The following is an 11,340-nucleotide window of genomic DNA, read 5'->3' as shown; positions in this document are numbered from 1 at the left end:
GGTCGGACTGCGGGCGTATCCCGGCGGGTAACTCGCTCGCCCGGGACAACCCGGTTACCTCCCCGGCACGAGGTCCCGCTGATCGGTGCCCGGCGGGTTTTCCCGGGCCGGGCACCGGTGCGAGCACGATTGTCCGGACCACTGGGCGGGTACGGTTCGGGCGTGACCGCGCAAGACCGTCTCGCCCGCCGCACCTTGCCGAAGGGGCCGCACAACCTGAGCCGCGACGAGGTGGCGGGCACCCAGCGCGCCCGGCTGATCGACGCCGTACTGGACAACGTCGGCGCGCGCGGGTACCCGCACACCACGATCGGCCACATCACCGCGGCCGCGGGCGTGTCACGTACCTCGTTCTACGAACAGTTCGCAGACAAGCAGGACGCCTTCCTCGTCGCGTACCGCTCGTTCACCACGGAATTCCTCGACGAAGCCGTCGCGGTGGCCGCCGGGGCGCTGACGCCGCTCCAGGCGCTCACCGCGTGCGGTGACTTCCTCGTCGACCACGTGCACCGGCACCCCACGGCCGTCCGCGCCGTCCTGCTGGAGATCTACGCACTCGGCGACGCCGGGCTCCGGGCGCGCGAACTCACCCTGCGCGCCGGCGAAGCCGTGTTCGATCGGACGGTCGGCTGGCTGCGTAAGACCGATCCCGCGCTGCCGGTGCCGCCACCGTTCACCGCGCGAACTGTCGTCGCCGCCACGATCGAACTGATCGCCCAGGCGATCTGGCACGGCACCGAGGACGCCTACGCCCAAACCCGCGAAGCCGTCCGCTACACCTGGCAGCTCGGCCTGTTCGGGCACCAGTACGTCCACGCGCGCTGAACGCCGGTTACCGCTGCCCCCAAGCGGTTTCGCCGGGCGATGCGGCGAGGTAGCCCTCCACGCGGTGCGCGTCCTGGTGACGATGATGGTCGCGGAACAGCTGGACGGACTGGTGCCACAGGTATCTCGCGTCGTCGTGGCCGCCGAGAGCCCGGTGGGTCAGGCCGAGGTATTCGAGGGTCTCGGCTTCGCTGTAGGTGTGGCCCAGCGTCCGGTACAGGACGAGGGCCTGCTGGTAATACTCCAAGGCGAGCGTGTGCTCACCGGCGTGGTAGGCGATGTAGCCGAGGCTGTCCAGTGAGGCGGCCTCGAAGTCCTGGTAGTTGTGGCGGCGGGTCAGCTCCAGGGCGGCACCGCAGTGGGTGCGCGCGGAGTCGTACTGCCCGAGCTGTGCGTACTGCCAGCCGACCTCGTTGAGCGCGGCCGCCTCCCGGAACGGCAGATCGAGCGTGCGGTAGAGGTCCAGGGCGGTGGCGGCGTGCTTCAGCGCCCGCCGATGGTCTCCCCGGTTGTCGTGAACCCTGGCGATGACGTGATGGGTCCGCGCTTGCGCGTCGCGGTCGTCTGCTTGCTCGGCCAGCTTGAGCGCCCTCGTGAGGTTGTCCGTCGCCTCGTCGTGCAGATGGGCGTCGGCGGCGGCGTGGCCGAGTCCCCGGAGGGCCAGAACGCGGATGTCGAGGTCGCCGAGGTGATCCGCCGCGGTCCGCGCGGCCCGCCACACGGCTATCGCGGCATGAATGGGCCCGCGCCGGTAGTGGAAATTGTCCAGTGCCCAGGCCAATTGCCAGACATGGGTGTGCCAGCCGAGACCCGCGGCGCTTTGCTGGGCGGCCAGCAGCACGGGGTGTTCGGTGGTGAACCACTGCATCGCGTCGCTCATCCGGGCCAGGGGCTGTGGCTCGGTTCCGGTGACGGGCCCGGCCAGGCTGATCGGCGACCGGTCGGGTTCCAGCAGGCGGTCGGCCGTGTAGGCGGTGTGCAGATAGAAGTCCAGAAGACGCCGCTGGGACGCGACGCGTTCGTCCTCGGGGAGGTCGTGGCGGGCACGCTCGGCGGCATACAGTCTGATCAGGTCGTGGGCGCGCCATCGGCCCGGGACGTGTTGCTGTATCAGATGCAGGTCCTCCAGCGTGCGCAGAGCCGTCCGCAGGACCGGGGCGGGCAGACCCGTGAGCGCGGTGGCGGCGGGCAACCCGATGTCCGGGCCGGGCGCCAGGCCCAGCAGCGCGAACACGCGAGCCTGCCGTGCTGTCAAGACGTTGTGGGACCACGAAAGCACCGCGGGCAGGCTGGTCGCGGGATTGTCGTCGTCCAGCACGGCCAGCCGGGTGGTGGCATCGCGCAGTTCGTCCGCGAGTGCGGCCAGTGCGAAGCCGGGATGGGCCGCGGCGCGGCTCGCCACGATGCCCAGCGCCAGCGGGAACCGCCCGCACCGCGCGATCAACGCCGCCATCGCGTCCGGTTCCGCTGTCACCCGCTCGTGGCCGAGCCGGTCCGCGAGCGACTGCCGGGCCTCCTCGTCGGACAGCACGTCCACCTGAACCGCTCTCGCGCTGTGGCGGGTCAGGAGTTCGGTGAGCCGGTTGCGGCTGGTGATCAGCACCATGCAGGCGGAACTACCCGGCAGCAAGGGCGCGACCTGGTCGGCGCTGCGGGCGTTGTCGAGCACGACGAGCATGCGCTTGCCGGCCACCAGGCTGCGGAACAGCCCGGTCTGCGCCTGAAGGTCGGGCGGTGCGGCGTCGGAGTCCACCCCGAGTGCCGTCAGGAACCCGCGCAGCGCCGTCGCCGGATCCATCGGCGTCTCGGTGGGGCTGAACCCCTGCAGGTCGGCGAACAGGTGGCCGTCGGGAAAGCGGTCGGCGGCGGTCCGTGCCCAGGTCAGGGCGAGCCAGGTCTTGCCTATTCCGCCGGGACCGTCGAGTACCGCCAGCTTCAGCTCCCCGTCGGTGCTCATGATCTTGTCGAGCCGGCGGAGTTCCTCGCGCCGCCCGGTGAATCCCGGGGGTGCCGCGGGGAGCTGGCGTGGCACGGGGTGCGGACTCGCCGTGGTGTGCCGGCCGGGAACCGGTTCGTCGTTGAGGATTCGCTGGTGCAGCGCCCGTACCCGCGCGTTGGGTTCGGTGCCCAGTTCCGCCACCAGCGTGCGGCGGAGGAGCTGGTAGTGGTTCAGGGCGTCGGCGTGGCGTCCGCTCAGATGCAACGCCGACATCAGGTGTTCGGCCAGCCGTTCGTCCAGCGGGTGTGCTTCGGTCAGTGGCAGCAGCACGCTCACGAGCTCTTCGTGCCTGCCGGTGCGCAGCGCCAGTTCCGCGCGGTGGCTCTCGGCACCGCGCCGGTCCTGTTCCAGCTTTCGGCGGACCGTGTCGAACCACGGAGTGTCCAGTGACGCCAGTGCTTCGCCTCGCCACAGGGCCAAGGCCTCGTTCAGCAGAGCCAAAGCGCGGTCGTCGTCGGCGACCGCGCGTGCCGAACCGGCCAGCTGGCCGAATCTTGTCAGGTCGACCGCCGCCGGATCGACGGTGAGGACATAACTCCCGGACCTGCGTTCGATGACGATCCCGCTGAGGCCCGCCATGGCCCGTCGCAGCCGGTGGAGATATCCGTACAAGGTGTCTCGCGCGGCGTGCGGCGGATGATCGCCCCAGATCCGGTCGACGAGCCTGCCGATCGGCACCATTTCGTTGGCGTCCACGGCCAGCGCGGCGAGCACGCTGCGCTGGCGGGCGTGCCCCAGCTCGACGGCCTTTCCGTCCACCCGGACCTCGATCGATCCCAGCAGCAACACCTCGACCGGCAAGTCCTCCCCCTCGACCGTCCGCACATCCCGCGATCGGCATCGCCGCGCGATGGTATCCCGCGCGATCTGCCAGCGGAAACCAGAAATACCGCAGATTCCTCCTCGGCCGGGCAAGCAGCATCGTGACCGCAAGGTACCGATGATCATCTTTCGCTCAGGAGGGGAAATGAGACGACGATTCACGCAATTGGTGACTCTCGTGGCGACGATGGCCGCGCTCGCCGTCGGTGGTGCCGGACTCGCGTCGGCGGCCGACGCCGACACGCAGGCCACCACGAGGCAGAAGATCGTCAGCATCGCGAAGGCGGAAATGAACAACGCGGACCACAACCGCGAGAAGTTCGGGAAGAACTGCAACTTCTACAGTGGCCAGGTAGGCGGCGGGACGCCGTGTGGTCCGGGGAACAAGTGGCGAGCCGAAGCGTGGTGCGCCGACTTCCTGAAGTACGTCTGGAAGAAGGCGGGAGCCGACACGGCGGGGATCAATGCCGGCGCGGCGAGCCTTTACAGCTACGGCAAGAAGCACGGGACCTGGAACAGTGGCTCCAGCATCGCCGGAGTGAAAGCCGGTGACGCCATCGTGTACAACCTGAACTCGGCGGGAACCCACGCGTCGCACGTCGGCATCGTCACGGCGGTCAACAAGTCCACCGGGAAGATCACCGTGATCTCCGGTAACTACGGCGATCGGGTCGATGATGTCACCGCCAAACCAGGTGGCTCGGTCTCCGGATACGCGGGTCCCGTCGGCTGACAGGCCACTTCGGCTGAACAGAGTGGGGGGCAAGCCGCCCCAGCCGGTTTCCGGCTGGGGCGGCCTTGCGTGACATGTCCTAGGCTCACCGGATGGAACTGCGTCAGCTGCGGTACTTCTGCGCGGTCGCCGAGGAGGAACACCTGACCAGGGCGGCGGAGCGGCTGGGTATCCGCGCGACGTCGCTCAGCCAGCAGATCATCGCGCTCGAAAAGCTGATCGGCACCCCGTTGTTCACCCGGACCCCGGCGGGCATGACCCCGACCGCGGCGGGACGTGCCTTGCTGCCCAAGGCATACGTCGTACTGGAGGCCGTCGAGGAGGCGCTGCGAGCCGCTCGCGAGCCGGACGCGCCGGTGCTCCGGATCGGGGTGACGCCCGGCGCGCCGCCGCCGGCGGTTTCGGCGCTCGGCAGGCTGGGCGCGCGGCGAGGGTCCACTGTGGACTTGCGGGATCTCCCGGTGTCGCGGCAACTGGAGCGATTGCGTGCCGGTGGCCTGGACGCCGGGCTGGTAGTGCTCCCCGCGGACACCACCGGGCTGGCAGAGGCGGTGATCAGCGACGTCCCGCTGGGAATCCTGATGGCGCAAGGGCATCCGCTGACCCGGCGGGACACCGTGGACTGGCCGGACCTCGGCGGGCAGGATCTGCTCTGGTTCGACCGCGAGCTGGCTCCCGGATATCACGACCACGTGCTCGCCGCGTGCGCCGACGCCGGGTGGCGGCCCCGGATCCGGGCAGGGTCACCGAGACGGGGGCTGTTCACAGCGGAGCTCGAAAGCGGGGAGGCCGTGGTGGCGCTGCGCCCGCGATGGGCGGCGCGGGACGGCGACCTCGTCTGGCGGGAGCTGTCCGGCGCGCCCCGGCTCCGGCACGCCCTGGTGTGGCGGATCCCACAGCACGGGCCCGTGTTCGCCGGGCTGGCCGCTGAGCTGGCCGATGAGGCGCGGGCGCACACGGATGAGGCGCCGCCTCGTGGACAGCGGTGATCGGTCCGGCTTGGCTGATGGTCGTTCGAGCCCTTCGACCTTCAGGAGTACGGGATGTCGTTGACCCGCTGGGGATTCGTCTACCTCGCCGACGGCGCCGACCCGGCGCGTGATACGTCCATTGTGGACACAGGAAGCTGTCGTACCGTGCTGATCGGCATGGCGGCGCCGGACCAGGTCGTCGACGTCGCCCGGCGCCTGGTCGACGACGGCGCGCAGCTGATCGAGCTGTGCGGCGGCTTCGGTCCACAGTGGACCGCCCGGGTGCTCGACGCGGTCGGCCACCGGGTTCCGGTGGGCGCGGTGACGTATGGCACGGAGTCTGTCCCCGGCCTGCACGCCCTGTTCGCCCCGCCGGACGCGTAGCGCCGAGAGCTGTTCTTCTCTGTCACGCAGATCCCCTCGGGCGGGGATGCGGTACCGATCGGACGCCGGAAGCATGCGGGTAGTCGCCCGGCGGCGGCGCGAACCCCATCTCCGCCCGATAAACCTCCTCGCAGCGCCAGCACTGTCGTGCGACGCCGTGCGTGTCGCGCCGACCGTAGTCGTCGTACGCGGCCGGTGCTTGGACATCGCACAGCATCACGACCACCTCACCCGGCACGGGCAAATGGCCGAGCCAGGCCCGGTGCCACACCCCATCGACGATCGGATGCAGGTGGGCGAGGTCGACGTAGATCAGCGCGGTCATCACCGCCGCTCCGGCTGCTCGTCGGGCTCCCGCTCGGCCTGCTCCCGCTCCCTGCGCAGCTTTCGCAGTAGTTCGGGCGGAGTCTCCATCGGCGGCGCGCCGGATGTACGGAAATCGGTCGTCCGTACCGGCTGCCGGTGGTTGTCGGCCATGTCTTCCCCTCCGATTCGCGAGCCTCACGAGTAATCTCGGAACCGCCGACGGTGACTTGAAGGGTTTGGTGGTCCACACAGTGTCCACAAACGGGCCGGCTGTGCCGGGCTCCAGACTGCGGGAGGAGCGTGAAAGCGCGGGCTTCTCGCTGACCGATATGGCGAAGAAGATCAAGTTCTCGAAGTCGCTGCTCGGTATGGTCGAGACGGATCAGCGCACGGCATCACCGGAACTGATCACGGCATACGAGAAGGTGCTGGGAGTCGACATGTGGCGCAAGGACATCACACACAGCAACCTCCTGACCGTCACGAAGGCCGGCCGCGCGGAGTTGCTGGCCGGTGTCGAACGAGGTGAGCCGGGCGCGCTGCGTAACACCCCTACGGCGCACCGCACGGACGTGAGCCTGGGCAATGTCGTCTCGGACAAGGCGGCCGAGTGGTTCCGCAAGTGGGCCGTCGAGGGTGAGACCGCCACGCTCAGGACGAACTCACTGAGTGTCATCGCCAAGCTCCCCGGCAAGCAGAACGCCGATCTGGTGGTCCAGGTGCTGGAGAACGACCCGAAGGTCCGCCGGTTGATCGTGGCCAGTGAAATTTCCCGGCTGACGCAGCTCGACTGGAAGGTCGCGTTGAAGGGTGCCGACGACCCGACGACTATTCCGGAGCCTCGGAAGCTTGCGGCCAAGCTCGCGAAGGGTGCTACCAACCCCAAGGGCACCGAAGCCCGCTGGGCGTGCTCCTACCTGCTGGCGCGGATGGTGCCTGTTCTGGGGCGTTGATCAGCCTTGGTCCCTGCTGGCTGACAGGGCGGCGTCGAGCAGGGCTTCCGCCGCCGTCCTCGCGGGGTCACCGCAGCTCGCGTCGTTGAGGACCATGGCACGGCTGGCGGCGCCGTCGACGAGGACCGCGAGCTGCTCGCCGAGGGTCCGCGGTTCCGCGACGCCGAGCGCGCTCACCAGTTCGGTCAGGCGCGCGGACAGGCGGCGCTTCTGCTCGGCGGCGTAGTCGTGGACGGGGCTGTGCGGGTCGGGGAATTCGGCCGCCGCGTCGACGAAGGGGCAGCCCCGGATCGGGCCGTCGGTCTCCGGCACGGTGAACAGCGCGAGAATCCTTTGCCTGGGCGGGAGATCCTCGCGGTCGAGCACATTTTCCAGTGTTCGCCCGGATTCGCCGAGGTACCGGAGGTACTCGACCACCAAGGCGTCCTTGGTGGGGAAGTGCGTGTACAGGGTGCGTTTGGACACCGGGGCGGCGGCCGCGACCTGCTCCATGCCGGTCGGGTTGATCCCGTGGGTCTCGAAGAGCGCGGTGGCCGCGGCGAGGATGCGCTCGCGCCCGCCCCGGCCCCGGCGACGCCGGATCGCTTGCGGCTCACTCACCCCTGAAGTGTACAGGACCGTTTACCTAAGGCGGAGATCGTCTGCTACCGTCTTAGGTATACGGAAACGTCTACTTAAGGAGGAGTGTCCTGATGCTGGCCTCTCTGTCCCAGTACGCCGAGAAGCTGATCCGCGGCAGGCGGGCGGTCCGGTCCTTCCGGCCGGATCCCGTCCCGGACGAGACGGTGCGGGCGATCTTCTCGCTGGCGGGCGCGGCTCCGTCGAACTCCAACACGCAGCCCTGGCGGGCCGAAGTGGTCAGCGGGGCCGCGCGCGACCGGCTGAGCGATGCGCTGCTGGCGGCGCACAAGCACCGACGTCTCTCGGTGGATTTTCCCTACCAGGACGCGCTCTACAACGACGTGCATCAGCTGCGGCGCAAGGGTTTCGGCGAAGCGATGTACGGCGCGCTCGGCATCGGCCGTGACGACCGGGAAGCCCGCGAGGCCTACGACGCGGAAAGCCTGCGGTTCTACGGCGCTCCCCATGTCGCGCTGGTGTTCGCACCGTCCAATGCGGACGCTCGGATGACTGCGGACATCGGCATGTACGGCCAGACGTTGCTCCTGGCGATGACGGCCTACGGGGTCGCCAGCTGTCCCCAGGGATTGCTGGGCTTCTACGGCGACACGATCCGCGAGTCGTTGGGAATCCGGGACGGCAAGGTGCTTTTCGGCGTTTCGTTCGGCTACCCGGTCGAATCCGCGCCGGTGAACCAGCTGAAGCTCACCCGCGCGGACCTCGGCGAGACCACGAGGTTCCACGAATAGCCATGACGGGACGGCGGGGCATGGGCTAGGCTTCGGGTATGCCTCTCGCCCTGCGCCTCGGCCGCGGCTGCCGCCCTCGCGGCTGCCGGGCGCCCGCGCGGCGAGTGCTCGGCCGCCGGGTGCGGTACGCGATCGGCTCCGAACCCGGTCAGGTCAACGGGATGCGATGGCTTCTCCCGCCGCGCGTCGCGTCGGGTGTCCGAGGAAGTTTCTTCTCCTCGTAAACCGGCTTCGAGGGTTTGCCCGCGCATTGTTCGCGGGCGCCCGGAAAATCCGGTCACCTCGCCGCGCGGATACGCACGCCCATGACCACCAGCGGAACCCGGGGCGGGTGCCCCGGGCGGAGGAGCATGCCCGAAAATGCCCAGCGAATTCTTCTTTCCCGCCCCGGAGGGCGAGTTTCCCGGCGCCGAGGGATATTTCGGCGCGTTCGGCGGAAAGTTCGTCCCGGAGGCCCTGACCGCCGCCGTGGACGAGGTCGCCGTCGAGTACGAAAAGGCCAAGGCCGATCCCGCGTTCGTCGCGGAGTTCGAGTATCTGCTCGCGCACTACGCGGGGCGCCCCAGCGCGCTCACCGAGGTGCCCCGTTTCGCGGAGCACGCGGGCGGGGGCCGGATTTTCCTGAAACGCGAGGACCTCAACCACACCGGATCGCACAAGATCACCAACGTGCTCGGCCAGGCGCTGTTGACCAAGCGAATGGGCAAATCACGCGTCATCGCGGAGACCGGCGCCGGCTCGCACGGCGTGGCGGCCGCCACCGCATGCGCCCTCTTCGGTCTCGAATGCACTGTCTACATGGGAGAGATCGACATCCGGCGGCAGGCGCTCAACGTCGCGAGGATGACCATGCTCGGCGCCGAGGTCGTCCCGGTCCGCTCCGGCTCGCGCACACTCAAGGACGCCATCAACGAGACGTTCCGCGATTGGGTGGCCAACACCGAAACCACGCACTACATCTTCGGTACGGTCGCGGGGCCGCATCCGTTCCCGGCCATGATCCGCGACTTCCAGCGCGTCATCGGCGTCGAAACCCGCCGTCAGCTCCTCGAACGGACGGGACGGCTGCCCGACGCGGCCATCGCGTGTGTCGGCGGCGGCTCGAACGCGATCGGGTTCTTCCATCCCTTCCTGGCCGACGACGTCCGGCTCGTCGGCTGCGAGGCCGCCGGGCACGGCATCGAGACCGGCGAGCACGCGGCCACCCTGACCGCGGGCGAACCCGGCATCCTGCACGGTTCGCGCTCCTACGTCCTGCAGAACGAAGAAGGCCAGATCACCGAGGCCTGCTCGATTTCGGCCGGTCTGGACTACCCCGGCGTCGGGCCCGAACACGCCCACCTGCACGACCTCGGCCGCGGCGAATACCTCCCGGTCACCGACGACGCGGCGATGCGGGCGTTCCGGCTGCTTTCGCGGACCGAAGGCATCATCCCGGCGATCGAAAGCGCGCACGCGCTGGCCGGGGCACTCGAAGTCGGCCGGGAACTGGGCGAGGACGCGCTGATCGTCGTCAACCTCTCCGGGCGCGGAGACAAGGACATGGACACGGCCGCCCGCTACTTCGGGCTGCGGCAGGCAGGGGAGGACTCGAAATGAAGAATTTCGCCGGTGGTAAGCGAAAACTGCTCGGCGACACGCTCGCCGACGCGAAGGCCGAGGGCCGCGCGGCTCTCATCACCTATTTCCCGGCGGGGTTCCCGACGGTCGGCGGCGGTACCGCGACGGTCAAGGCGATGCTCGAATCCGGGGCCGACATCGTCGAAGTCGGGCTGCCACACAGCGATCCGGTGCTCGACGGGCCGGTCATCCAGACCGCCGACGACATCGCCCTGCGGGGCGGCGTCAAGATCGCCGACGTACTGCGCACCGTCCGCGAGGCGCACGCCGCGACGGGCAAGCCGGTGCTGGTGATGACGTACTGGAATCCCGTCGACCGCTACGGCGTGGAGCGGTTCGCCACCGAACTCGCGGAGGCCGGGGGAGCGGGCTGCATCCTGCCCGATCTGCCGGTCCAGGAGTCCGCGCGGTGGCGGGCACAGGCCGAAAAGCACGACCTGGCCACGATTTTCCTGGTCGCGCCCAGCACCACTGACGCGCGGCTGGCCGAGATCACCGCGGCGGGCTCCGGCTTCGTCTACGCGACTTCCCTGATGGGCGTCACCGGCGCCAGGACGTCGGTCGGTGCGGCCGCGAGCGAGCTGGTCCGGCGCACCAGGGCCACCACCGGGCTCCCGGTCTGTGTCGGCATCGGCGTCGCGAACGGACGGCAGGCCGCCGGGATCGCGGGTTTCGCGGACGGCGTGATCGTCGGCTCCGCCCTCGTCAAGGCGATGCTCGACGCGCCCGGCGAGGCCGAGGGACTCGCGGCCGTCCGCGCGCTCACCGGTGAACTCGCCAAGGGCGTCCGCGGGCTCGTGTGACCGTCACCCGCTGGGGAAGCACGCCGCCTCCCCAGCGGGTCACGGTTTGCCGTCGGCCGGTTCGGGATCTCGTTCCGCCGGGCGCTCGCCGGTCACCTCGAACGCCGCACGGACGGCGAGCGCGTCGTAACGGGCCCAGCTCTCCGGATCGGTGGCGAGCACACCCGCGGCTTCGGCCGCGGCGAAAACGGCCGCGACACTCCTGAACAGCCGAAAAACCATGAGGTCCCCCAAAATCCTCCCCGGGACCGGTGGGTACGAAACGCCCCCTCGGCGCTTCGTGCCCACGGCCGTGGTCCGGCCTAGCGGTGTGCTTCCTTCTGCCGGTCGTGTGCCCACCCGGCGAGTACCACGCCGACGAGGGTGAGGAGCACGAGCACGATCAGCCGGCCGCCCCAGCCTCCGGGGAGCCAGTCGAGCGCGCCCCACAACGGGGTGACGGCGTGGTCGAGCAGGCTCCGGATGACGGCCTGGGCGAAGACGACGGTCGTCGCCATCCCGAGAATCTGCAGTGCGACGTAGCCGCCCTTGCGCATCGTGGTCCTCCGTTCGGG

At 69.6% G+C, this 11,340-nt stretch carries 15 protein-coding genes; 9 read left to right on the top strand and 6 right to left on the bottom strand.

Annotation, left to right across the window (positions count from 1 at the left end):
- The first annotated feature begins 162 nt into the window (after window positions 1-162).
- The gene (locus ACFWY9_RS25450; protein ID WP_378324800.1) at window positions 163-825 is read left to right on the top strand and encodes a TetR/AcrR family transcriptional regulator; all 663 of its coding nucleotides are present in this window, start codon (window positions 163-165) and stop codon (window positions 823-825) included.
- A gap of 7 nt (window positions 826-832) precedes the next feature.
- On the opposite strand, the gene ACFWY9_RS25445 is transcribed toward ACFWY9_RS25450, so the two are convergent.
- Complete coding sequence (locus ACFWY9_RS25445; RefSeq protein ID WP_378324801.1) at window positions 833-3,625, bottom strand: BTAD domain-containing putative transcriptional regulator; 2,793 nt, start codon at window positions 3,623-3,625, stop codon at window positions 833-835.
- A 166-nt stretch (window positions 3,626-3,791) separates the two neighbouring features.
- Between ACFWY9_RS25445 and ACFWY9_RS25440 the strand changes: the two genes are divergently transcribed.
- The 3 genes from ACFWY9_RS25440 to ACFWY9_RS25430 all read left to right on the top strand — a co-directional run bounded on the left by ACFWY9_RS25440 (window position 3,792) and on the right by ACFWY9_RS25430 (window position 5,734).
- Window positions 3,792-4,379: a CHAP domain-containing protein gene (locus tag ACFWY9_RS25440; protein ID WP_378324802.1), complete on the top strand. Its 588-nt coding sequence runs from the start codon at window positions 3,792-3,794 to the stop codon at window positions 4,377-4,379.
- A gap of 92 nt (window positions 4,380-4,471) precedes the next feature.
- Entirely contained in the window at window positions 4,472-5,368 is an 897-nt protein-coding gene (locus ACFWY9_RS25435) for a LysR family transcriptional regulator (protein ID WP_378324803.1), read from the top strand.
- A 54-nt stretch (window positions 5,369-5,422) separates the two neighbouring features.
- The gene (locus tag ACFWY9_RS25430; protein ID WP_378340100.1) at window positions 5,423-5,734 is read left to right on the top strand and encodes a DUF6506 family protein; all 312 of its coding nucleotides are present in this window, start codon (window positions 5,423-5,425) and stop codon (window positions 5,732-5,734) included.
- A 22-nt stretch (window positions 5,735-5,756) separates the two neighbouring features.
- Here ACFWY9_RS25430 and ACFWY9_RS25425 read toward each other — a convergent pair whose 3' ends face one another.
- Both ACFWY9_RS25425 and ACFWY9_RS25420 read right to left on the bottom strand, forming a co-directional pair.
- On the bottom strand, window positions 5,757-6,059 hold the full coding sequence (locus ACFWY9_RS25425; protein WP_378340099.1) for a hypothetical protein: 303 nt from the start codon (window positions 6,057-6,059) through the stop codon (window positions 5,757-5,759).
- Window positions 6,059-6,211, bottom strand: coding sequence for a hypothetical protein (locus ACFWY9_RS25420; protein ID WP_378324969.1), 153 nt, complete (start codon window positions 6,209-6,211; stop codon window positions 6,059-6,061). Before ACFWY9_RS25420 ends, ACFWY9_RS25425 begins: the two co-directional genes overlap by 1 nt.
- Here ACFWY9_RS25420 and ACFWY9_RS25415 point away from each other — a divergent pair.
- Window positions 6,163-6,993 (top strand): multiprotein-bridging factor 1 family protein, encoded by an 831-nt coding sequence (locus tag ACFWY9_RS25415; protein ID WP_378340098.1) that lies wholly within the window; start codon window positions 6,163-6,165, stop codon window positions 6,991-6,993. The genes ACFWY9_RS25420 and ACFWY9_RS25415 overlap by 49 nt on opposite strands.
- Here ACFWY9_RS25415 and ACFWY9_RS25410 read toward each other — a convergent pair whose 3' ends face one another.
- Window positions 6,994-7,593, bottom strand: a complete 600-nt coding sequence (locus tag ACFWY9_RS25410) for a TetR/AcrR family transcriptional regulator (protein WP_378324808.1) — start codon at window positions 7,591-7,593, stop codon at window positions 6,994-6,996.
- 92 nt (window positions 7,594-7,685) lie between these two features.
- On the opposite strand from ACFWY9_RS25410, the gene ACFWY9_RS25405 reads away from it, so the two are divergent.
- From ACFWY9_RS25405 to trpA, 4 genes are all read left to right on the top strand, one after another.
- Complete coding sequence (locus ACFWY9_RS25405; protein ID WP_378340097.1) at window positions 7,686-8,363, top strand: nitroreductase; 678 nt, start codon at window positions 7,686-7,688, stop codon at window positions 8,361-8,363.
- 38 nt (window positions 8,364-8,401) lie between these two features.
- Entirely contained in the window at window positions 8,402-8,587 is a 186-nt protein-coding gene (gene trpM / locus ACFWY9_RS25400; RefSeq protein ID WP_378340096.1) for a tryptophan biosynthesis modulator TrpM, read from the top strand.
- A 136-nt stretch (window positions 8,588-8,723) separates the two neighbouring features.
- A complete protein-coding gene (gene trpB, locus ACFWY9_RS25395; RefSeq protein ID WP_378340095.1) occupies window positions 8,724-9,962 on the top strand; it encodes a tryptophan synthase subunit beta in 1,239 nt (412 codons plus the stop codon).
- The gene (trpA, locus tag ACFWY9_RS25390; protein WP_378340094.1) at window positions 9,959-10,786 is read left to right on the top strand and encodes a tryptophan synthase subunit alpha; all 828 of its coding nucleotides are present in this window, start codon (window positions 9,959-9,961) and stop codon (window positions 10,784-10,786) included. Before trpB ends, trpA begins: the two co-directional genes overlap by 4 nt.
- A 39-nt stretch (window positions 10,787-10,825) precedes the next feature.
- Here the strand turns inward: trpA and ACFWY9_RS25385 are convergent, their stop codons facing one another.
- Together ACFWY9_RS25385 and ACFWY9_RS25380 are read right to left on the bottom strand one after the other, a co-directional pair.
- Window positions 10,826-11,008, bottom strand: coding sequence for a hypothetical protein (locus ACFWY9_RS25385; RefSeq protein ID WP_378340093.1), 183 nt, complete (start codon window positions 11,006-11,008; stop codon window positions 10,826-10,828).
- 80 nt (window positions 11,009-11,088) lie between these two features.
- Window positions 11,089-11,322 (bottom strand): hypothetical protein, encoded by a 234-nt coding sequence (locus ACFWY9_RS25380; protein WP_378324816.1) that lies wholly within the window; start codon window positions 11,320-11,322, stop codon window positions 11,089-11,091.
- Window positions 11,323-11,340: the final 18 nt, after the last annotated feature.

This window comes from Amycolatopsis sp. NPDC059027 (assembly GCF_042739735.1).
GTDB lineage: Bacteria > Actinomycetota > Actinomycetes > Mycobacteriales > Pseudonocardiaceae > Amycolatopsis.
Note: the sequence above shows the minus strand (reverse complement) of the source record. Positions and strands in the feature narration are given on the sequence as shown.

What these genes read in the sequence shown, in the direction of transcription:
- ACFWY9_RS25440 (WP_378324802.1), top strand. Translation starts at nt 3,792, where the DNA reads ATGAGACGACGATTCACGCAATTGGTGACTCTCGTGGCGACGATGGCC.
- ACFWY9_RS25435 (WP_378324803.1), top strand. Translation starts at nt 4,472, where the DNA reads ATGGAACTGCGTCAGCTGCGGTACTTCTGCGCGGTCGCCGAGGAGGAA.
- ACFWY9_RS25430 (WP_378340100.1), top strand. Translation starts at nt 5,423, where the DNA reads ATGTCGTTGACCCGCTGGGGATTCGTCTACCTCGCCGACGGCGCCGAC.
- ACFWY9_RS25425 (WP_378340099.1), bottom strand. Translation starts at nt 6,059, where the DNA reads ATGACCGCGCTGATCTACGTCGACCTCGCCCACCTGCATCCGATCGTC.
- ACFWY9_RS25415 (WP_378340098.1), top strand. Translation starts at nt 6,163, where the DNA reads ATGTACGGAAATCGGTCGTCCGTACCGGCTGCCGGTGGTTGTCGGCCA.
- ACFWY9_RS25420 (WP_378324969.1), bottom strand. Translation starts at nt 6,211, where the DNA reads ATGGCCGACAACCACCGGCAGCCGGTACGGACGACCGATTTCCGTACA.
- ACFWY9_RS25405 (WP_378340097.1), top strand. Translation starts at nt 7,686, where the DNA reads ATGCTGGCCTCTCTGTCCCAGTACGCCGAGAAGCTGATCCGCGGCAGG.
- trpM (WP_378340096.1), top strand. Translation starts at nt 8,402, where the DNA reads ATGCCTCTCGCCCTGCGCCTCGGCCGCGGCTGCCGCCCTCGCGGCTGC.
- trpB (WP_378340095.1), top strand. Translation starts at nt 8,724, where the DNA reads ATGCCCAGCGAATTCTTCTTTCCCGCCCCGGAGGGCGAGTTTCCCGGC.
- trpA (WP_378340094.1), top strand. Translation starts at nt 9,959, where the DNA reads ATGAAGAATTTCGCCGGTGGTAAGCGAAAACTGCTCGGCGACACGCTC.
- ACFWY9_RS25385 (WP_378340093.1), bottom strand. Translation starts at nt 11,008, where the DNA reads ATGGTTTTTCGGCTGTTCAGGAGTGTCGCGGCCGTTTTCGCCGCGGCC.
- ACFWY9_RS25380 (WP_378324816.1), bottom strand. Translation starts at nt 11,322, where the DNA reads ATGCGCAAGGGCGGCTACGTCGCACTGCAGATTCTCGGGATGGCGACG.